17 protein-coding genes and 1 pseudogene are annotated in these 20,510 nt (G+C 71.2%); 11 read left to right on the top strand and 7 right to left on the bottom strand.

Features of this window, described 5'->3' with window-relative positions; all coding sequences use genetic code 11:
• Nucleotides 1-109: 109 nt before the first annotated feature.
• The 7 genes from ACZ4D5_RS22830 (at nt 110) to ACZ4D5_RS22800 (ending at nt 8,337) form a co-directional block, all read left to right on the top strand.
• A complete protein-coding gene (locus ACZ4D5_RS22830; RefSeq protein WP_467774221.1) occupies nt 110-1,183 on the top strand; it encodes a FecCD family ABC transporter permease in 1,074 nt (357 codons plus the stop codon).
• Nucleotides 1,180-2,301, top strand: coding sequence for a FecCD family ABC transporter permease (locus ACZ4D5_RS22825; RefSeq protein ID WP_467774220.1), 1,122 nt, complete (start codon nt 1,180-1,182; stop codon nt 2,299-2,301). Before ACZ4D5_RS22830 ends, ACZ4D5_RS22825 begins: the two co-directional genes overlap by 4 nt.
• Complete coding sequence (locus ACZ4D5_RS22820; protein ID WP_467774219.1) at nt 2,298-3,158, top strand: ABC transporter ATP-binding protein; 861 nt, start codon at nt 2,298-2,300, stop codon at nt 3,156-3,158. The genes ACZ4D5_RS22825 and ACZ4D5_RS22820 overlap by 4 nt, the downstream gene beginning before the upstream one ends.
• Before the next feature lie 65 nt (nt 3,159-3,223).
• Nucleotides 3,224-4,804, top strand: a complete 1,581-nt coding sequence (locus tag ACZ4D5_RS22815) for an amidohydrolase (protein ID WP_467774218.1) — start codon at nt 3,224-3,226, stop codon at nt 4,802-4,804.
• A 196-nt stretch (nt 4,805-5,000) separates the two neighbouring features.
• Nucleotides 5,001-5,525 (top strand): GNAT family N-acetyltransferase, encoded by a 525-nt coding sequence (locus ACZ4D5_RS22810; RefSeq protein ID WP_467774217.1) that lies wholly within the window; start codon nt 5,001-5,003, stop codon nt 5,523-5,525.
• 621 nt (nt 5,526-6,146) lie between these two features.
• Nucleotides 6,147-7,211, top strand: a complete 1,065-nt coding sequence (locus tag ACZ4D5_RS22805) for a cytochrome P450 (protein ID WP_467774216.1) — start codon at nt 6,147-6,149, stop codon at nt 7,209-7,211.
• 37 nt (nt 7,212-7,248) lie between these two features.
• Nucleotides 7,249-8,337, top strand: coding sequence for a methyltransferase (locus ACZ4D5_RS22800; protein ID WP_467774215.1), 1,089 nt, complete (start codon nt 7,249-7,251; stop codon nt 8,335-8,337).
• A gap of 101 nt (nt 8,338-8,438) precedes the next feature.
• Here ACZ4D5_RS22800 and ACZ4D5_RS22795 read toward each other — a convergent pair whose 3' ends face one another.
• The 5 genes from ACZ4D5_RS22795 to ACZ4D5_RS22775 form a co-directional block, all read right to left on the bottom strand.
• Nucleotides 8,439-9,656, bottom strand: coding sequence for an acetylornithine transaminase (locus ACZ4D5_RS22795; RefSeq protein ID WP_467774214.1), 1,218 nt, complete (start codon nt 9,654-9,656; stop codon nt 8,439-8,441).
• The gene (gene argB, locus ACZ4D5_RS22790) at nt 9,653-10,543 is read right to left on the bottom strand and encodes an acetylglutamate kinase (RefSeq protein WP_467774213.1); all 891 of its coding nucleotides are present in this window, start codon (nt 10,541-10,543) and stop codon (nt 9,653-9,655) included. Before argB ends, ACZ4D5_RS22795 begins: the two co-directional genes overlap by 4 nt.
• A complete protein-coding gene (gene argJ, locus ACZ4D5_RS22785) occupies nt 10,540-11,697 on the bottom strand; it encodes a bifunctional glutamate N-acetyltransferase/amino-acid acetyltransferase ArgJ (RefSeq protein WP_467774212.1) in 1,158 nt (385 codons plus the stop codon). Before argJ ends, argB begins: the two co-directional genes overlap by 4 nt.
• Nucleotides 11,694-12,728, bottom strand: coding sequence for an N-acetyl-gamma-glutamyl-phosphate reductase (gene argC, locus ACZ4D5_RS22780; RefSeq protein WP_467774211.1), 1,035 nt, complete (start codon nt 12,726-12,728; stop codon nt 11,694-11,696). The genes argJ and argC overlap by 4 nt, the downstream gene beginning before the upstream one ends.
• Before the next feature lie 88 nt (nt 12,729-12,816).
• Nucleotides 12,817-13,443 (bottom strand): isochorismatase family protein, encoded by a 627-nt coding sequence (locus ACZ4D5_RS22775; protein ID WP_467774210.1) that lies wholly within the window; start codon nt 13,441-13,443, stop codon nt 12,817-12,819.
• 314 nt (nt 13,444-13,757) lie between these two features.
• Between ACZ4D5_RS22775 and ACZ4D5_RS22770 the strand changes: the two genes are divergently transcribed.
• The 3 genes from ACZ4D5_RS22770 (at nt 13,758) to ACZ4D5_RS22760 (ending at nt 17,770) form a co-directional block, all read left to right on the top strand.
• Nucleotides 13,758-14,318 carry a mycothiol transferase gene (locus ACZ4D5_RS22770; protein WP_467774209.1) on the top strand — a complete coding sequence of 187 codons (561 nt, stop codon included), beginning with the start codon at nt 13,758-13,760 and terminating at the stop codon, nt 14,316-14,318.
• 190 nt (nt 14,319-14,508) lie between these two features.
• Nucleotides 14,509-16,146: a chitobiase/beta-hexosaminidase C-terminal domain-containing protein gene (locus ACZ4D5_RS22765; RefSeq protein ID WP_467774208.1), complete on the top strand. Its 1,638-nt coding sequence runs from the start codon at nt 14,509-14,511 to the stop codon at nt 16,144-16,146.
• Between the two features lie 247 nt (nt 16,147-16,393).
• Entirely contained in the window at nt 16,394-17,770 is a 1,377-nt protein-coding gene (locus ACZ4D5_RS22760; RefSeq protein WP_467774207.1) for an MFS transporter, read from the top strand.
• 8 nt (nt 17,771-17,778) lie between these two features.
• On the opposite strand, the gene ACZ4D5_RS22755 is transcribed toward ACZ4D5_RS22760, so the two are convergent.
• Nucleotides 17,779-18,126 (bottom strand): hypothetical protein, encoded by a 348-nt coding sequence (locus ACZ4D5_RS22755; RefSeq protein WP_467774206.1) that lies wholly within the window; start codon nt 18,124-18,126, stop codon nt 17,779-17,781.
• A gap of 5 nt (nt 18,127-18,131) precedes the next feature.
• Nucleotides 18,132-19,880, bottom strand: a complete 1,749-nt coding sequence (ctaD, locus tag ACZ4D5_RS22750; protein WP_467774205.1) for an aa3-type cytochrome oxidase subunit I — start codon at nt 19,878-19,880, stop codon at nt 18,132-18,134.
• 106 nt (nt 19,881-19,986) lie between these two features.
• Here ctaD and ACZ4D5_RS22745 point away from each other — a divergent pair.
• A pseudogene (locus tag ACZ4D5_RS22745) lies at nt 19,987-20,502 on the top strand (RNA polymerase sigma factor); the annotation flags it as partial.
• Between the last annotated feature and the right edge of the window lie 8 nt (nt 20,503-20,510).

Raw genomic sequence — 20,510 nt, 5'->3', positions numbered from 1 at the left:
TGGCCTGCGCGTTGACCGCTTGGGAGCCTTCGGTTAGCCTCACCTAAGTATCGATCCGTCGGCCCGCGCGACGCAGGTCCGCCGCACAGCTGAACTGCCAGCAGGGGGAGTGTCGTTGTCCGTCGAAGCCCGGCCGGTGCCCGCACAGAAGATCGGCGCCCCGGCGGAGTCCGGGACGGGCCGCACCGCCACGACGTTCCGGGGGCTCGGTCTGCTGCTGGCGCTCGGCGCCCTCGTGATGGTCGCACTGGTCAGCGTGTGGGTGGGCACCAGAGGCATCGCGTTCACCGACACCTGGTCCGCCCTGTGGAACCCCGACGGGTCCGAGACCTCGGTCATCATCCACGACTACCGCATCCCCAGAACCCTCGTCGGCGTGCTCGTCGGCATGGCCCTGGGGCTCTCCGGCGCGCTGATGCAGGCCCTGACGCGCAACCCGCTCGCCGACCCCGGCATCCTCGGCATCAACCTCGGCGCGTCGGCGGGCATCGTGGTGGCCATCGCGTTCCTCGGGATCGGCTCCCTCCTCGGGTACGTCTGGTTCGCCTTCCTCGGTGCCGCCCTCGCCTCGGTCGTCGTCTATCTGCTGGGCTCCGCGGGCCGGAAACTGGCCACGCCGGACCGGCTCGTCGTCGCGGGAGCGGCCGTGACGGCGGTGCTCTACGCCTTCAACTCGGCCGTCCTGCTGCTCAACCCGAAGGCGTTCGACCAGTTCCGCTTCTGGACGGTCGGCTCGCTGTCGGGCCGCTACTTCGACGTCCTCTACGTCGTCCTGCCGTTCATCGCCGTGGGACTCCTGATCGCCCTCGGGCTCGCCCCCTCCCTCAACGCCCTGGCGATGGGCGACCAGATGGGCCGGGCCCTGGGGGTCAACGTCGGCAGGACCCGGGTGCTCGGCGCCCTCGCGGTCATGCTCCTGTGCGGCGGCGCCACCGCGGCCGCGGGGCCCATCGGCTTCGTCGGGCTCGCGGTGCCCCACGTCGCCCGGTTCGTCATCGGACCGGACCAGCGGTGGGTGCTCGCGTACTCGATGCTGCTCGCGCCGATCCTGCTCCTGGGGGCGGACGTCACCGGCCGCGTGATCGGCGCTCCGGGCGAGATCCAGGTCGGCATCGTCACCGCGTTCCTCGGCGCTCCGCTGTTCATCGCGCTGTGCCGCCGCCGAAAGCTGGTCATGCTGTGAGTGCTGTACGCGAGGCCGAGGCCTCGGCCGCCGGGGAGTCCCAGGTGAGGAAGCGGGGGAAGGAGGACGCCCCGCCGCGCGTCGTCAGCGGCATGGTCCTGCGCATCGGCGGCGGAATGTCGCTGCGGTTCCAGGGCCGTGTCGTGGCCGTGACGGCCGTGCTCGTCACCGCGCTCGTCGTCGTCATGGGCATCACCCTCACCACCGGCGACTTCGAGCTGTCCGTCGGGGAAGTGGTCAAGGCCCTGATGGGCAACGGCTCCGGCGGCGCCGACTTCATCGTCAACACCCTGCGCATGCCCCGCCTGGTGACCGCCCTGTGCGTGGGCGCGGCCCTCGCGGTCAGCGGTGCCATCCTGCAGAGCCTCACCGGCAACACCCTGGGCAGCCCGGACATCATCGGCTTCACCAACGGCTCCGCGGTCGGGGCGCTCGTCGTCATCATCGTGATGCACGGCAGCATGACCCAGATCGCGGTCGGCGCCCTGATCGGCGGCCTCGCGACAGCCCTCGCCATGTACCTCCTCATGCTGGGCCGCGGACTCCAGGGCTTCCGCCTGGTCGTCATCGGCATCGGCGTGAGCGCGCTGCTGCTCGCCGTGAACTCGTACCTGATCACCCGCGCGACGTTCCAGGAGGCCCTGGAGGCGCAGGCCTGGCTCATCGGCAGCCTGAGCAACCGGGGCTGGCAGCACGCGAACGCGATCGGCATCGCCGTCGCCGTCCTGCTGCCGATCGCCTTCTTCCTGTCCCGCCGCCTCTCCATGGTGGAGATGGGCGACGTGACCGCCATGGCGCTCGGCCTCGAAGTGCGCCGCACCCGCACCGCGCTCCTCGTCGTCAGCGTCTGCCTGGCCGCCTTCGCCACCGCGGTGACGGGACCGATCTGGTTCATCGCCCTGGCCGCGCCCCAGTTGGCCAGGCGCCTGACCCGGTCCTCCGGCCCCGCGCTGCTGTCGACCGCCCTGATGGGCGCGCTGCTGCTGGCCGCGGGCGACCTCGCCGCGCAGCGCCTCTTCGCCCCCTCGCTCCTGCCGGTGGGCGCGGCGACCGGCGTCCTCGGCGGTCTCTACCTCATCTGGCTGCTGGTCACCGAGTCGCGAAAGAGCCGTGCATGACTGCAACGAACCGTCCGACCCGTCCGACACCCCGTCTGCGCGCCGAGGACCTGACGCTCTCCTACGACCAGCGGACGGTGGCGACCCACCTCGGCGTCGACATCCCCGACCAGTCGTTCACCGTGATCATCGGGCCGAACGCCTGCGGGAAGTCCACCCTGCTCACGGCACTGGCCCGGATGCTCAAGCCGAAGGCGGGCCAGGTCTACCTGGACGGCGCCGCCATCGCCTCGTACCGCTCCCGCGAGGTCGCGAGGCGCCTCGGACTGCTCCCGCAGTCCTCGACCGCGCCCGGCGGCATCACGGTCGGCGACCTGGTGGCGCGTGGCCGCTATCCGCACCAGCGGCTCCTGAAGCAGTGGTCCGCCGAGGACGAGGACGCGGTGCGCGAGGCGATGCGGCAGACCGGCGTCCTGGAACTCGCGGAACGGCCCGTCGACGACCTCTCCGGCGGCCAGCGGCAACGCGTCTGGCTCTCCATGGTGCTGGCGCAGCAGACCTCGATCCTGCTCCTCGACGAACCGACCACCTACCTCGACATCGCCCACCAGGTCGAGGTGCTCGACCTGTGCGCCGATCTGCACGCGAGCAAGGGGCACACGGTCGTCGCGGTCCTCCACGACCTCAACCAGGCCTGCCGCTACGCCACTCACCTGGTGGTGATGAAGGCCGGCGGCACGATCGCGGCGGAGGGCGACCCGGCGAGCATCATGACCGCCGAGCTCGTCGAGGACGTCTTCGGGCTGCCCTGCCGGATCATCGACGACCCGGAGACCGGCACCCCGCTGATGGTCCCCGCGGCTCCCAAGCGACCCGCCATGGCGGGCGGCGCCCCTGTGTCCGAAGCGCTCAAGTGACCACCCCCGCCTGCCCGTGACCGACGCCCTCGCGTGACCGACACCCTTCAGGGACGGAACAGCCCATGCTCACCACGAGGTTGACGAACGCGCACATACTCACGATGGATCCGGACCATCCCGTCGCCCACGACCTGGGCATCTGGCGCGGCCGGATCGTCGGCCTCGACGGTGCGGTGACGGCGCTCCCCGCCGAGGAGGTGATCGACCTCCAGGGTGCCACCGTGCTGCCCGGGTTCATCGACAGCCATGTGCATCTGGCCTGGGCAGGCCTGAAGGCGAGTACGCCGAGCGTGGCACCCTGCGAGCGGGTCGACGACGTCCTCGCGGTGGTGGCGGACGCCGCGTCCCGCAAGGCATCGCCCGACGCCTGGGTGGACATCGCGGGCTACGACCAGCGAGCCCTGGGGCGGCACTTGACCGCCGGCGAGCTGGACCGCGTCAGCCGGGGCCGCAAGGTGTTCATGATGCACGACTCCGGCCACGCCTGCGTCGTCAACAGCGCCGTCCTGGACCTGCTCCCGGCCGACGTGCCGCACCAGGACGGCTTCCTGGCCGAGAGCGCCATGACCGCGGCCCGCCGGCTGCGGCTGCCGTACTCGCAGGACGAGCTCGCGGACGCCATCGAGCACGCCGGACGGGTCTGCCTCGCGGAGGGGATCACGGCCTGCGCCGAGGCCGGTGTCGGCGGCGGACTGCTCGGCCACAGTCCCGTCGAGGCGGGCGCCTATCAACTCCTGCGCGACCAGGGCCGGTTGCCGCTGCGCGTGCAGCTGATGGCGGCCGCCGACACCCTGCGGCAGGTCGCCGCGCACGGGGACGACGGCATCCCCCGCGCCCTCGGCCTCGGCCTGCGCACCGGGTTCGGGGACGACTGGCTGTCCCTGGGCGCCCTCAAGATCTACACCGACGGCGGGATGATGGCCCGTACCGCCGCCCTCACCGCCCCGTACGAAGGCATGGAGCACACGGGGCAGCTCCAGGACGACCCGGAGGTCCTCGCGCGGACCGTCGTCGATGGCCATCTCGCCGGATGGCAGCTCGCCGTCCACGCCATCGGCGACCGCGCCGCCGACCTCGCCCTGAAGGCCCTGGAGCGGGCGCAGCACATCAGGCCGCGCGCCGACGCGCGGCACCGCGTCGAGCACGCGGGCCTGATCCGGCCCGACCAGCTCCCGCGGTTCGCACGGCTCGGTGTGAGCGCGGTGGTCCAGCCGAACTTCCTGCGCTACTTCGGCGACGACTACGCCTCGATCATGGGCGAGGAGCGCGCGCCGTGGATGTACCGGGGCAAGGGGTTCCTCGACCACGGCGTCACGCTCGTGGGCAGCTCCGACAGGCCCGTCACGGACGGATCGCCGCTGCGGGCCGTCCAGTTCATGGTGGAGCGCGCCGCCGCCTCGGGCCGACTGATCGGCCCCGACGAGGGGATCACGGTGGAGGAGGCCCTGCACGCCTACACCGTCGCGGGAGCGTACGCCTGCCGCTGGGACGACAGCGCCGGCAGCCTCGCCCCGGGCAAGCGTGCGGACCTGGTGGTCCTGGGCGACGACCCGCGGCGCGTCGACACCGCGCGCATCGGCGACATCGAGGTGGTGGCCACGTTCGTGGACGGCCGCAGGGCGCGCGATGCGAAGCCGCTGTGAGTGCGGGACCGGACGCCGTGGTGTTCGGCGGCCGGATCAACTGCCCTGTCCCCATGGGCGAAGAGGCGGTGCTCGCCGGGGTTCCCCGACTCCGTTTGCGAAGGTCACTTAGGTAAGGCTAGCCTTAGTTTGCCCTGGGTGGCATGGTGCACGAGCCGACTTCAGCGAACGCCAGGGCTGTGAGGAAAGAGAACCCGTGATCACGGCTGCCCCGCTCCCCGCGCCACTGCCCGCCCGCGCCCCCGCGTCCACCGCCCTCGCCGTGCGCGCCGGCTGTCGCGGGGACGCCGCCGCGCTGATGACCCTCTCCCGGCCCTTCGTTCTCTCGGGTGCGCTGCGCGAACGCCCTTGCTCCTTCTACGTTTCGGATGCGGCCGACTTCCTGGTCGTGGACGGCGGTGACGGCGCCTTGGACGGATGCGTGGGCCTGAAGGTGCACGAGGCCGCCGCCGGGAGCGGCCGGTCGGCCATGGGCGTCCTGTTCAACTTCTGTGTCGCCTCCCGCAGTCAGGGCCGCGGAGTGGGGGCCCTGCTGCTGCGCGCCGCACTGGCCAGGGCCCAGTCCCTCTCGCTGGCCGCGCTGTTCACGGCGACGACGGGAAGCGGCAGCCTGTTCCTCCACCACGGCTTCGCCCCTGCCCCGGCGAGCCAGGCGCCGGCGGCCTGGGCCAAGTGCCTGGATCCGCGCAGGAATTCGCGGGTTCTGGCCCGCGCACTGTGACGGCCGGGGGCGACGGTCCCGGCGTTCGCTGACGGCACCCCTGCCGAGTCACCTTTACCCAATTCACACAACAGGCATTATGCGCCTCTGGCAACTCATGCGGATATCGATCCTGTAGACCCCCAAACAGTGAATTGGGCTTTCTCTGTACAGTGTTCGACCCTTGAGTGGCAATATCATTTGCGGCCATTGAAGAGACAACGAGACTGATCCGGGTCACAGAAATGCACTGGTCAGAGAATTTCTCTCGCGACCGGGGTCGCGACTCGTGCGGATTTTCGGCGGTGTGCGGCCTCTCGTGATCGGCGGCGTGACGGACCGCTGCCCTCTCCGTGCGAGCCGTAACTCATTTTCGATGTGGATCTCCGCACGCATGCTCTATACAGTCATGCGTGTCGTGTGAATGCTTTCCCGGTCATCCAGGAAAGCCTCGGATTATCGACGGCCATCAATCGTGGTCAAGGAGGAGGCATGGTCGAGTCCGCGGTGCCCACGAAGAACGCGGTCGTTTCGTTTCCCCTCCCGTGCCCATGGCCCTTCGCGCCACCGAGTGAGTACGTACGTCTGCAGGACACCGCTCCTGTGTGCCCGGTCAGGACGCACGAAGGCCGACCGTGGCTGGTGACCAGGTACGCGGACGTCCGCGCCGCACTCGCCGACCCCGGGCTCAGTTCGGACCTCCGCAAGGACGGCTACCCGGTGCTGGCGCCCGGCCAGCGGGAAGCCGTGGCCAGCATGCCGCCGACCATGGCGGGGATGGACGCGCCCGAGCACACGGTGGCGAGGCGCAGGATCCAGGACGAGTTCGGCACCGCTCGGGTCCGCGCCATGGAGCCGGACATCCAACGCATCGTCGACGCCGCTTTCGACGCGATCGAGACCGCGGACGGTCCTGTCGACCTGGTCAAGGCACTGGCCCTGCCTGTTCCATCGGCTGTGATCTGCAGGGTGCTCGGCATTCCCTACGCCGACCACGACTGGTTCAACGACCGCACCACCGCCGCCTTCCGGCGTGAGACCGGCGCGGCGGACAGGATGGGCATCTTCGCGGACCTGACGTCGTATCTGGACCGGCTCGTCGGCGACAAGGAGGCGGACCCGCCGGACGACCTGCTCGGCAGGCAGATCAGGCTGCTGCGGGAGACCGGCGAGTACGACCACGACGAGCTCGTGTCGCTCGCGAACCTGCTGCTCATCGCGGGGCACGAGACCACGGCAGGCATGATCACGGTCTCGGTCGCGAGACTGCTGGCCGACGACGGACTCCGGCAAGAGCTCGCGCGCGACCCGGCGCGCATCCCAGGGGCCGTCGAGGAGTTCCTCCGCTACTTCACCATTGCCCAGCAGGCGCTCCTGCGCGTCGCGAGTGAGGACGTCGTGGTCGGCGGAGTGACGATTCGCGCGGGAGAGGGCGTGGTGCTGTCGGTGCAGACGGCCAACCGCGATCCCCGGGCATTCGACGAGCCCGGCGAACTGCGCGTCGGCCAGGGCCGCGGCCATCTGGCCTTCGGGCACGGGGCGCATCAGTGTGTCGGCGCGAAACTGGCGCGCACCGAACTCCGCATCGTGCTCGAGACGCTCCTGCGGCGACGCCCGGACCTGCGGCCGGCCGCCCCCATCGAACACCTTCCGTGCAAGGAATCCATCAATGTGTGCGGGCTGGAGGAACTACCGGTCGTCTGGTGACGGGGCCCGCCACACGAGAGTTGAGGAGAGTCCGACGATGAGCGAGGAGAGTCCGACGATGAGCAAGGACACGATGGGTGCCCCCGAGGCGGACACCGACGCGGCGACGACGCTGCGGACGATCATCACCAGCTACATCTTCTCGCAGATCGTGCGGGCGACGGCGCAGCTCGGCATCACCGAGCACCTGGCCGACGGCCCGCGCGGCGTCGACGCACTGGCCGAGGCGATCGATGCCGACCGCGATGCGCTGCGCCGGTTCCTGCGCTCCGCCGCATCGCTGGACCTGGTGCGCGAGAAGGACGACGACACCTTCGAGCTCGGCCCGCTGGGATCCGCGATGGAGGCGGACCACGGCAGGCTGAAGAGCGTCGCCATGGGCATAGTCGGGCCCAACCTCACGCGCAGGGCCGAGGAGTTCGCCGAGGTGGTGCGCGCGGGCCGGCGCGTCAACACGAAGGTCGAGGGCCACGAGTTCTGGGAGTACTACGACCACCACGAGGAGGAAGCCGAGCACTACGCCGTGACGATGAGTCATGTCACCGCGCACTGCGCGCAGGCGTTGGTGGGGCAGTTCGACTTCACCCCCTTCAAGCGGATCGCCGACATCGGGGGCGGCCACGGCAACCTGTTGAACGGCGTCCTGACGGAAGTGCCGGGCGTGCGCGGCGTGTTGTACGAGCGGGCCGAGGTGGTCCGCAGGGCGCGGAACCTGTTCACGGAGGCGGGCACGGCCGACCGGGTCGACCTGGTCGACGGCGACTTCCTGCGGGAGATCCCCGGCGGCTGCGACCTCTACATGATCAAGAGCACGCTGTGCGACTGGGACGACGAGCACGCCGCGCGCATCGTCGGCAACATCCATCGCGCCGCCGAGCCGGGCGCGACCCTCCTGGTGGTCGACTCGATGATCGCCGACGAGGTCACCGACGACGAAGTGAACCCCGTGCACGCGCAGCAGGCGTCGGCCATCGACTTCGCCGTCTTCGCCACCAACGGAGGCAAGGTCCGGCCCCAGTCGGAGTACCGGGCGCTGATCGGCGCGGCCGGCTTCGACGTCGCATCGATCACGCCGTTCTTCGACGGCTTCACCCACTGGAACCTGCTGGTGGCCAAGCGCAGGTGACCAGCGTGGTGGCCGGTGCCCACGGGGCGCCGGCCACCACGGCCGAGCATCGGCACCGGACCGGGGCGCCGCGTACGTGCGGCGATCCGCCGCGGCCTCCGCTAAGCGCTCAGAATCCCCGGCAGCGCCGCGACGAACGCGTCCACCTGCGGCTCCGGGACCGTCAGCGCCGGCGCGAGCCGCACCGTCGTGTCGCCTGCGGCATTGACGAGGAACCTCGCGTCCTGCGCCGCCCGTTGGACCCGCGCCGCCACCGGCTCCTTCAGGCCGACCCCGAGCAACAGCCCCGCGCCCCGCACCTCGCTCACCCGGGGATGCCCCAACGCCTCGATGCCGCGCCGCAGCCGCTCGCCCTGGCGTGCGACGTGCGCGAGCAGCCCCTCGGCCTCGATGGTCTCCAGGACGGCGAGCCCGGCGGCACACGCGACCGGATTGCCGCCGAACGTCGAGCCGTGCTGCCCCGGAGTCAGCAGATCGGCCGCCGGGCCGAAGGCGACCGTCGCGCCGATCGGCAGCCCACCGCCCAGCCCCTTGGCCAGCGTCACCACATCGGGGTCGACGCCCTCCACCGCCTGATGGGCGAACCAGTGGCCCGTGCGCCCGATCCCGGTCTGGACCTCGTCGAGGACCAGCAGCGCCCCGGCGGCCCGGGTGATCTCGCGGGCCGCCCGCAGGTATCCCTCGGGCGGGGTGACCACACCGGCCTCGCCCTGGACCGGCTCGATGACGACGGCGGCGGTCGCCTCCGTGACCGCGGCCCGCAGGGCATCCGTGTCGCCGTACGGCACGTGGGACGTCTCGCCCGGCAGCGGCAGGAACGGCTCACGCTTGGCGGGCTGTCCGGTCAGGGCGAGCGCGCCCATGGTGCGGCCGTGGAAACCGCCCCGGGCGGCCACCATGTGCGTCCGCCCGGTCCGCCGGGCCACCTTGAACGCCGCCTCGACGGCCTCCGCACCGGAGTTGGCGAAGAACACCCGCCCCGGCCGTCCCAGGAGTCGCAGCAGCCGCTCGGCAAGCGCCACCGGCGGTTCGGCGACGTACAGGTTGGAGACATGCCCGAGCCGGGCCACCTGCGCGCTCACCGCCGAGACGACGGCGGGGTGGGCATGGCCGAGCGTGTTCACGGCGATCCCGCCGACGAAGTCGGTGTACGCCCGCCCCGACTCGTCCCACACCGTCGATCCCTCGCCGCGGACGAGGGCCAGGGGAGGAGTGCCGTAGTTGTCCATCATCACGGCGCGCCAGCGGTCGGTCAGCGGCGCGGGGGCGTCGTCGCCCGCGCCGGTCTTCGGGGCCAGGTCCTGGCCGAGGGTCGTCATGCGGAGCGTGCCTCCTGGTCCTCGCGGTACTCATGGCCGTCACAGCCCTCGTGGTCGGGGACGACCGTGGTCCCCGTGCCGCCCGTGAAGACGCCGCGCTGCACGGCGTGCGGCACCCGCCCGTCCAGGACGTGCGCCGCGCGGACACCGGCCCGGACAGCGCGCAGACACCCCTCCATCTTGGGCAGCATCCCGCTCTCCAACTCCGGCATCAGCTTCTCCAGTTGACTGATCGTCAGCCGCTCGACGACCTCGGTGCTGCGCGGCCAGTCGGCGTACAGTCCCTCGACGTCGGTCAGCATCACCAGCTTCTCCGCGTCGAGGGCCCCGGCCAGCGCCGCCGCCGCGAGGTCGGCGTTGATGTTGTAGACCTCTCCGTCCCTGCCCCGCGCCACGGGGGAGACCACGGGGATCCGGCCCCGTTCCAGGAGCGAGTGCACGGTGTCCGGGTCCACCTCGACGACGTCGCCGACGAGTCCGATGTCCACCGGTTCGCCGTCCACCCACGCCGGCCGCCGCACGGCGGTCAGGGTGTGCGCGTCCTCGCCCGTCATGCCCACCGCGTACGGGCCGTGCGCGTTGATGAGCCCGACCAGCTCCCGCTGGACCCGGCCGGTGAGCACCATCCGGACCACGTCCATGACCTCGGGGGTCGTCACGCGCAGGCCCGTCTCGAAGCGGACCTCCAGGTCGAGCCGGTCGAGCATGGCGCTGATCTGCGGGCCGCCGCCGTGGACGACGACGGGGTGCAGACCCGCGCGGCGCAGCTCCACCACGTCCTCGGCGAACGTCCGCTTGAGGTCCTCGTCCACCATGGCGTTGCCGCCGAACTTGATGACGACGACCCGGCTCCGGAACCGCGCGAGCATCTGTGTGATCCCGTTCATGAGCTGTACGCGCTGTTCTCGTGGACGTACTCGGCGGTGAGGTCGTTGGTCCAGATCACCGCGGACGCGTCGCCGGAGCGCAGATCGGCGGTGACCGTGACGTGGCGCGCCGACAGGTCGACCTTGTCGCGGGGCTCGCCTGCCGCGCCGTCCCTGCACACCCAGACGCCGTTGACGGCGACGTCGAGACGGTCGGGGTCGAACACCGCGTCGGTCGTGCCGATCGCCGAAAGCACCCGGCCCCAGTTCGGGTCCTCCCCGTGCAGGGCGCACTTGAGGAGATTGTTCCTGGCGATGGACCGGCCCACCGTCACGGCGTCGTCCTCCGACGCCGCGCCGACGACCCGCACCTCGATCTCCTTGGAGGCGCCCTCCGCGTCCTGGATCAACTGCCGCGCCAGATCCCGGCATACGGCGTGCACGGCCTCTTCGAAGGCGGCCCGGTCCGGAGCGAGCCCCGAGGCGCCCGAAGCGAGCAGCAGGACGGTGTCGTTGGTGGACATGCAGCCGTCGGAGTCCACCCGGTCGAAGGTGGTGCGCACGGCGCCGCGCAGCGCGGAGTCGAGTGCGGGGGCGGTGACGTCCGCGTCCGTCGTCAGGACCACGAGCATGGTGGCGAGGCCCGGCGCGAGCATGCCCGCGCCCTTCGCCATGCCGCCCACCGTCCAGCCGGGTCCGCAGGCCACGGCCGTCTTGTGGACCGAGTCCGTCGTCTTGATCGCGACGGCCGCCTCCTCGCCCCGCTCGGGCGAGAGCCGCGCGGCAGCGGCGTCGATCCCCGAGGTGACCGCGTCCATGGGCAGCGGTACGCCGATGAGCCCGGTGGAGCACACCGCGATCTCCTCCGGTGCCGCGCCGGTGCCCAGGGCCCGCGCCGTGTGCTCGGCCGTCGTCCGCGCGTCCGCGGCGCCCGAGGGCCCCGTACAGGCGTTGGCGCCACCGGAGTTGAGGACGACGGCGGAGATCCGCCCGTCGGCCAGCGCCTGCCGGGACCACCGGACGGGGGCGGCCTGGACCCGGTTGGAGGTGAACACCCCGGCGGCCGCACGCGACGGGCCGCGGTTCACCACCAGGGCCAGGTCGGCGTCACCGGATTCCTTGATCCCGGCGGCCACGCCGCTCGCGAGGAATCCCTGTGCAGCGGTCACGGTCACGGAGCCACTCCATTCGTGGGCAGGCCCAGGCCTTCCGGTAGGCCGAGGGCGACGTTCATGCTCTGCACCGCGCCACCCGCGGTGCCCTTCGTGAGGTTGTCGATGGCGCTCACCGCGATCAGGCGGCCGGCGTGTTCGTCCACGGTCACCTGGACCTGCGCGCCGTTGGAGCCGAGCACGGCGGCGGTCCGCGGCCACTGTCCTTCGGGCAGCAGACGCACGAACGGCTCGTCGGCGTAGGCGACTTCGTACGCTTGACGAGCCGCGCGGGGACCCGCCCCGGCCTGCGGCCTCAGGCGCGCCGAGCAGGTGGCGAGAATGCCGCGGGGCATCGGCGCGAGCGTCGGCGTGAACGACACGGTCACGTGCTCGCCGGCGACGCGCGACAGGTTCTGGGTCAGCTCGGGGGTGTGCCGGTGCCCGCCCCCGACGCCGTACGGACTCATGGACCCCATCACTTCGGAGCCGATCAGATGCGGCTTGGCTGCCCGCCCGGCCCCCGAGGTCCCACTCGCGGCGACGACCACGGCTTCCGGCTCCACCAGCCCCGCGGCGAAGGCCGGATACAGCGCCAGCGTCACCGCCGTCGGATAGCAGCCGGGTACGGCGACACGAGTGGCACCCTTCAACTCCTCACGTGAGCCCGGGAGTTCGGGGAGGCCATAGGGCCAGGTGCCGGCATGCGGCGATCCGTAGAAACGTTCCCAGTCCGCGGCGTCCCGGAGCCGGAAGTCCGCGCCGCAGTCCACGATGAGCGTCTGCGGCTCCAACGTGCGGGCGAGCGACGCCGACTGGCCGTGCGGAAGGGCCAGGAAGACCACGTCGTGCCCGCGCAGCGACGCCGCCGACGTCTCCACGAGCACGCGGTCGGCGAGCGAGGCCAACTGCGGCTGCGCCTCCCCGAGCGGGCGGCCCGCGCTGCTGTGCGCAGTGACCGCTCCGATCTCCACTTCGGGGTGTGCGGCCAGCAGGCGCAGGATCTCCCCGCCGGCGTAGCCACTTGCTCCGGCCACCGCGACGCGTGCCGTCATGTTCCTCGTCTTTCGTCGTGCCTGCTGGGTGATGTCGGTCTGGTCTGACGCCCGGTCGTACGCCGTGGGCCCTGGCGAGTCGTGCCTGCTAGGCGCCTCGGGTGGCTCTGCCGACCAGGAGGTCGTGGAGCATGCGGTCGGTGCTGCGGACCACGCCGCTGCGGGCGGCCCAGCGCAGCGCCATGGAGTGGTCCTCGGCGGAGAAGTCGGCGATGGCGTCGGCGACGACGAAGGCCTGGATGTCGTGCATGAAGGCGTCCATCGCGGTCAGTAACACGCCGAAGTGCGCGTACACGCCGCAGACGATGAGCTGGTCGCGGCCCGTGGACCGCAGCAGCCTGCCGAGGTGGCTGCGGAGGAAGGCGTTGGGCCGCACGTTGTCCAGCAGGTGTTCGCCGGGTCTGGGGGTGAGGTCCGCGACGATGGCGGCGGCCGAGGGCTCGATGCCGATCCCGGGGCCCCATGTGTCGGCCATCAGTCCGCGCTGGCCCGGCGACTGACCGGCCGGCTCGGCGCTGAAGATCACGGGCATGCCGAGCGTTCCCGCGAGTTCGCGCAGGGCGACGACGTTCTCTATGAGCTCCGAGACGGGGGAGAGCCCCGCGGGGAAGGCCCCGACGAAGTGGTTCTGCATGTCCTGGACGAGCAGCGCCGCACGTGCCGGATCGATTTTCCAGATCGCGCGTGACGGCGGGATGGCGGAGGGTCCAGGCATGGGATATGGGTCGATGACCGGCAAGCTCAAGGACGTTCCCTCCCCTGTGACGTACCCGCGTTGCCGCTCCGCGCAGCCAACTTAGCTTAGCCTGACCTAAGTGAACTGTCCCGGGCGGGCTCCGTCACCTTGGCGCACAACCGCCTCTGGAAATGTCCGAGTTGCTTGTCGGTCGCCCGTGCGCGCGGAGCTCCGGGTGTGGCGGCCGCGCGCGTACCCGGACGACCTCTTTGGTTAGGGCAGCCTAACCTATCCTCATTGTCGGCGGGCAATTCACTGGCGGCCCCGGTCCTCCGCGGGCAACGATGGGCCGCATGACTGATCAGCCCACGCGATGGACCCAGGCGACCACCTACCCCGACATGTGGGCCGACCCGGAGGACGACCCCCGCGACAGTGACGGGGTCAGCCCGGACGGAGAGCTCGCGACGTTGCAGGACTTCCTGTCGAGCTACCGCATGACGCTGCTGATGAAGTGCGAGGGGCTGGACGCGGAGCAGCTGGCGCGGCGGTCGGTCCCGCCGTCGACGATGTCGCTGCTCGGCCTGATCCGGCACCTCGCCGAGGTCGAGCGGGACTGGCGCAACTGGATCAGGGACGGTGAGCCGCTGCCGAGGTTGTACGGCGCGAAGGACGCGGACTTCCACGGAGCCGTCGCCGACCGGGCCGTGGTCGACGCCGCGTACGCCGACCTGGAGCGCGAGCAGGCCGCGACCGACGCCGCCCTGGCCGCCCACCCGGACCTCGGTGCGCGGGTCGGCAAGGACGGGATCGCGGTGCGGGAGCTGATGGTGCACAGGATCGACGAGTACGCGCGGCACTCCGGGCACGCCGACCTGCTGCGCGAGTGCGTCGACGGCCGGGTGGGTCAGTAGCCTCCCGTCGGGGCGCGCCCCACAGGTCCTTCCCCCGGCACCGACGACCAGGGGAGCGGCGGTTCACGATCAAGTCACCGAAAGGTAACTGGTCTCGCCTCGTCACCTCACCAAGGAGCCCTAACGTCACCGGAGTTCACGCCGGGCGGCACGCCCCTTGGGCCCGGCCACAGGCAAGGAGCCCTGCTTCGTGAGACGTTCTCCCCTCGTGATCGCCGCCGCGTCCCTGGCGCTGCTGCTCCCGCTCCCCGCACACGCGACCGCCCCGCGGACGGACGCCTCCCCGGACGCGCGTACCGCCCTCGCCGCACCGGAGTTCAGCGCCGCGGGCGGGCGGTACGAGCGGCCGGTCCCGCTGACCCTGCGGGCCGAGCGCGGCGCCACGATCCGCTACACACTGGACGGCACGACGCCCACGCGGGACAGCCGCGCCTTCGCGCCGGGCCGCCCACTGCGGATCACGAAGGACACCAACGTCACCGCGGTCGCGTTCCGCGGCGGCCGGGCGAGCGTCCCGGTGTCGGCCGGCTACCTCGTCAGGACCGCCGAGAAGCCGCTCGCGCGCCTCGTCGTCATGTCCGACGTACACATCGGGGACCACAAGAACAACGACAAGAAGTACGAGAGCTTCTTCGACACCATCGCGTCGGTCTTCCCGGAGCCCGACGCGATCCTCTCCAACGGCGACATGATCAACGACAACGGCGACGGCCGCGGCGCCGACCACCGCATCGTCTCCGAGATCTTCCGGGCCAATCTCCGGCGCAAGGGCATGGACGACACCCAGGTCCTGCTCTCCAACGGCAACCACGACGCGAGCCTCGCCGACATCCGTGCCCACTACCCGCGGGCCTGGTTCCCCGACTCCGGCGGCGGCTACTACGAGTCGAGGGTCCGCGGCCTGCACCTGTTCACGGTGAACACGGAGACCTACGACTCCAGTGCCGCGCAGCGCACCTGGCTCAAGAAGCGGCTCGCCGAGATCACCGCCGACCCCGCGCACGCGCGCACCCCCATCCTGGTCCAGGGCCACCGGCCCGCCCCCGGCACCGCCATGGACGGGCAGCAGGCGTCGAACCCGAAGCTCACCGAGGACCTGAGCGCCTTCCCTCAAGTGATCTACTTCTCCGGCCACTCGCACCTGAACATCAACGACGAACGCTCCGTCCACCAGCGGGACTTCACCGCCGTCAACGACGGATCGATGTCGTACGTGGAGATGGACCACGGCTACCAGGCGGTGACGGAGTCGGGCCTGGCCGACCGCTTCGAGGCTCCGACGGCGCAGGCGCTGTTCGTCGAGGTGTACCGCGACCGCACGGAGATCGCCCGCGTCAACATGGCCGCGGACAAGCACGACATCTACACCGGAGGCACCTGGTCGGCCGACTGGCAGCCCCCGTACGCCAGCGCGGGGACGCTCAGCGGCCCGACGTGGACCGTGCGCCTGAAGGGGAAGAGCCCTCAGGAGATCAAGGACGGCTTCACGTACACGGACGCCCGACGCAACACGAGAGCCCCGGAGTTCACCGACCGCCGGCCGCTCGCCCTGGTCGGGGGAGAGAAGGGCACGGCCCTGCGGGTCCGGCAGGCGCGCGACGACCAGATGGTGCACCACTACCGCGTCGACATCGAGGACCCGGCATCCGGCGCCGCGCTCCTGTCGACGAAGGTGCTCTCCGAGTACTACTTCCTGCCGCGCCCCAACGCGCTGGACATTCCGCTGCCCGCGACGAAGACCGGCGCGCGCTACGTGGCGCGGGTGCGGGCGGTCGACGCCTACGGGAACGCGTCACGGGAGGTGTCGCTGCGCTTCACCGGGAGGTGATCGCACGGCCGTGCCCGGCCGGATCAGCGGCAGGACGTCGTGGCGGCCGCTGCCGCTGCCGTGCGAACGGGGCGCGCTCGCGGTGCAGCGGGACGTGTTGTTAGTTTGTGCCCGTGACGTTCGATTCAGACAAGGTGCGCCGTCGCTGAGAGCGACGGCGCATCACCCCGGTTCTCGCCGTCGCTCCTGAGCCCTGGCCAGGAGCGCCTTCGTGGCGCTCGGACTTCCGTGTTCCGGAGCGCACCCCATGCCTGTCTCGTCCGTTTCCGTCCGTCAGCGTCGGCGCGTCCTTGCCGCCGACCTCATCTCCACGGCCGTCTTCCCGCTCGCCATCACCGGCTCGACGGCCGTCGTCCCCGACGCGACCGCCCAACTGCCGGGCCCGGACGCGCTGGGCCCGTGGATCGTCCTCGCCTACAACGGGCTGTTCGCCGCGGCCCTGCTGTCGGCGGGAGCGAGCGCCGATCGCACGGCCCGCACCCGGTTCTTCGCCGTCGGCAACGTCGTCGTCGCGCTCGCCGGGCTCCTGTCCGCCCTCGCGCCGGACCTGTCGTCCCTGGTGGCCCTGCGCGCGGTCGCCGGAATCGGCGCCGCCATGTGCGCGGCCGGCGGATCGTCGATGCTCCTGGCCGTGTACCCGCCCGAGGAACGGCGTCGCGTGTACGGGTACGCGGGCGCCGTGCTGGGCAGCAGCCTGGCGCTGGGCCCTGTGGTCGCCCAGGCCCTCATGGCCGTCGGGGGCCGGTCCCTCGTCTTCCTCGTGCCCGGGGCCGTCGCCGCCGTCGCGGCCCTGGCCACGCTCGGGATTCCGGGGCTGCGCAGCCCCGCGGTGTCCGAGCACTTCGACCGCGCGGGTGCCGTCCTCTTCGGGGTGACCGTCGCCGCCGCGGTCACCGCGTTCGGGCTGGGCTTCGGCGCGGGCGTCCCGTGGTGGGTCCCGACGGCGCTCGTCCTCCTCGCGACGGCCTGCGCGACCGCGCTGGTGCGCGTGGAACGCCGCGCCATCGCCCCCGCGCTCCCCATGGACCTGCTGCGGATCCCCGCCTACGGCGCGTACGCCTTGGCGACGGGTGCCTTCATGGGAATGCTCGTCGTGGCCCTTGCCGTGCTGCCCCGGCTCGGCGCAGCCGAGGACATGGGCGCAGGCGGGGCGGCGGTCATGCTCAGTCTGCTGACCGTGCCGTCGACGCTCCTCCCGCTCATCGCCGCACGGATCGCGCGGCGATGGGCGCGGCCGCTGGTGACGACCGCGCTGCTCCTGTGCGCCGCCACGGCGGCCGCCCTTCAGGTGATCGGTCGCCCCTCCGCCCTGCTCGTGGCGGCCGCGGTCATCGGGGTGTGCCTCGGGCTGACCGAAGGGGTCCCGGACGGGCAGGCGCTCACACACGTGCCGTCCGACCGGGGAGGGGCGGGCGCCGCGCTGTTCAGCACGGCGCGGATGAGCGTGGAAACACTCACCCTGGCCGCCGCCACCGGCCTGATGACCGCTCTCGGCCCGCCGTCCGGCCTGGCGTTCGCCGGAGCCGTGTGCCTCGTCGCCGCCCTCGCCCTGCGGCGGGCGATCCCCTCCGGAGACGCTCGGCCCCGCCCGCGGTCCCTGGTCCGGACGGAGGGCGCCGAGTAACGACCGCCTCAGGAAAGGCCGTTCGCGAGCAGGAGGACGAGTACGACGGTCACGAGCGCGGCGCCCAGCGCGTTGCCGACGACGAGCCGCCGCCGCAGGGCGCGGTACGTCTCCTCGTACTCGGCACGCAGGTGGTGGCTGCGCCGGGCGATCTGCTGCCAGCCGTGCCGCGTCAGCGCGAGGTGTTCCTCGGTGTAGCGCCGCTCCACCTCCTCGCGCTGCGTGTCCGTCAGCCACGGCAGCCGCGCGGTGAACCGCTGTGCCGCCGTGCGGCCGTCGGCGCGGGCCGCCTCGACGAGGAGGTGGCCCTCGACCTCGTTGATCAGGGCACGCACGTCCACCGGGCGGTCGTCCATCGCCGTCATCGCACGGCCCGCCGCTCGTCCGAGGACGCCTCGGCCGTCGGCAGGGCTTCGGCGGAGTGCAGCACCTCGGGGTGGTGCAGGTCGAACGCCGGGGATTCCGAGCGGATGCGGGGCAGGGACTCGAAGTTGTGCCGGGGCGGCGGGCAGGACGTCGTCCACTCCAGCGAACGGCCGTAGCCCCACGGGTCGTCGACCTCGATCTTCTTGCCGTACTTGGCGGTCTTCCAGACGTTGTAGAAGAACGGGAGCAGGGACATGCCGAGCAGGAACGAGAAGATCGTGGAGACGGTGTTGAGCACGGTGAAGCCCTCCACCGCGAGGTAGTCGGGGACCCGGCGGAGCATTCCGGCCGTACCCAGCCAGTGCTGGACGAGGAAGGTGCCGTGGAAGCCGACGAACAGCGTCCAGAAGGTGATCTTGCCCAGGCGCTCGTCGAGCATCTTGCCCGTGAACTTCGGCCACCAGAAGTGGAATCCGGAGAACATCGCGAAGACCACGGTGCCAAAGATGACGTAGTGGAAGTGCGCGACGACGAAGTACGAGTCGGTGACGTGGAAGTCGAGGGGCGGCGAGGCCAGGATGACACCGGTCAGCCCGCCGAAGGTGAAGGTGATCAGGAAGCCGACCGCCCACAGCATCGGCGTCTCGAAACTCAGTGAGCCCCTCCACATGGTGCCGATCCAGTTGAAGAACTTCACACCGGTCGGGACCGCGATGAGGAACGTCATGAAGGAGAAGAACGGGAGGAGCACGCCGCCCGTGGCGTACATGTGATGGGCCCACACCGTCACGGACAGGCCCGCGATGGCGATGGTCGCGCCGATCAGGCCCATGTAGCCGAACATCGGCTTGCGGGAGAAGACCGGGATGACCTCGGAGATGATGCCGAAGAACGGCAGAGCGATGATGTACACCTCTGGATGGCCGAAGAACCAGAAGAGGTGTTGCCACAGCAAGGCGCCGCCGTTGGCCGCGTCGAAGATGTGGGCACCGAACTTGCGGTCCGCCTCCAGGGCGAACAGCGCGGCGGCCAGGACCGGGAAGGCCAACAGGGCGAGGACCGCGGTCAGCAGCACGTTCCACACGAAGATCGGCATGCGGAACATGGTCATGCCCGGCGCGCGCATGCAGATGATGGTGGTGATGAAGTTGACCGAGCCGAGGATCGTGCCGAAGCCGGAGAGGGCCAGGCCCATGACCCACATGTCGGCGCCGACGTTCGGTGAATGCACGGCGCCCGACAGCGGCGCGTACGCGAACCAGCCGAAGTCGGCCGCGCCGCCCGGCGTGAGGAAACCGCCGACCGCGATGAGTGAGCCGAGGAGATAGAGCCAGTAGGCGAACATGTTCAGGCGCGGGAACGCCACGTCGGGCGCGCCGATCTGCAGCGGCATGATCCAGTTCGCGAAGCCGGCGAACAGCGGCGTCGCGAACATCAGCAGCATGATCGTGCCGTGCATCGTGAACGCCTGGTTGAACTGCTCGTTCGACATGATCTGCGTGCCGGGCCGGGCGAGTTCGGCGCGCATGAACAGCGCGAGCACGCCGCCGACGCAGAAGAACGCGAACGACGTGACGAGATAGAGCGTGCCGATCGTCTTGTGGTCGGTACTGGTCAACCACTTGACCACCACGAGTCCGGGGCGACGGGGCCGTGTCGTCGTACGCGTGGAGGTCCTGGGCACGGAGTCGGAACCGGAGTCGGTGGCGCGCTCGGGTGGCGGCATCACGGTGTTGCTGTCCATGTCCCGCCTGTGTCCGGCGGCCGCCGATCTGTGACAGGTGCGTGGAGCGACATGGATCACACCCCGGAGGTGTGACGCGTGGGGCGGTGCCGGACACTTCGTAACCGTGAGCGACGACGAAATTTTCGCCGCTGCCTATCGCGAGTACTACTGGGCGGTCAGCCGCTACGTGGCACGGCGGCTCGGCGGCCCGACGAGTGACACCGAGGAGGTGGTGGCCGACGTGTTCGCCGTCGCCTGGCGGCGCCGCGCCGATCTGCCGCCGTGTCCTCTGCCCTGGTTGTACGGGATAGCGCGGCGCTGCCTGGCGAACGCGGTCCGCGGATACGGGCGCAGACGGCGCCTGTTGGAGCGGATCGGCAACGACGAGACCCGCCACCGCAGGGACGTGGTGGCGGGGCCGGAGGCCGACCGCCCGGGGGAGTGGGTGCACGACGCCCTCGGTCTGCTCTCCGCGTCCGACCAGGAGGTGCTCCGCCTGACGGCCTGGGAGGGCCTGGACACGGAAGAGTTGGCCACCGCGCTGGGCTGCGGCACGCGTGCGGCGGCGATGCGGCTGCACCGTGCGCGGCGTCGGCTGAGAGCGGAGATCGACCGGATGGGACCCGCTCCCGCGACGGGTTCCGCTCC

This window comes from Streptomyces sp. NPDC025651 (assembly GCF_055558735.1).
Note: the sequence above shows the minus strand (reverse complement) of the source record. Positions and strands in the feature narration are given on the sequence as shown.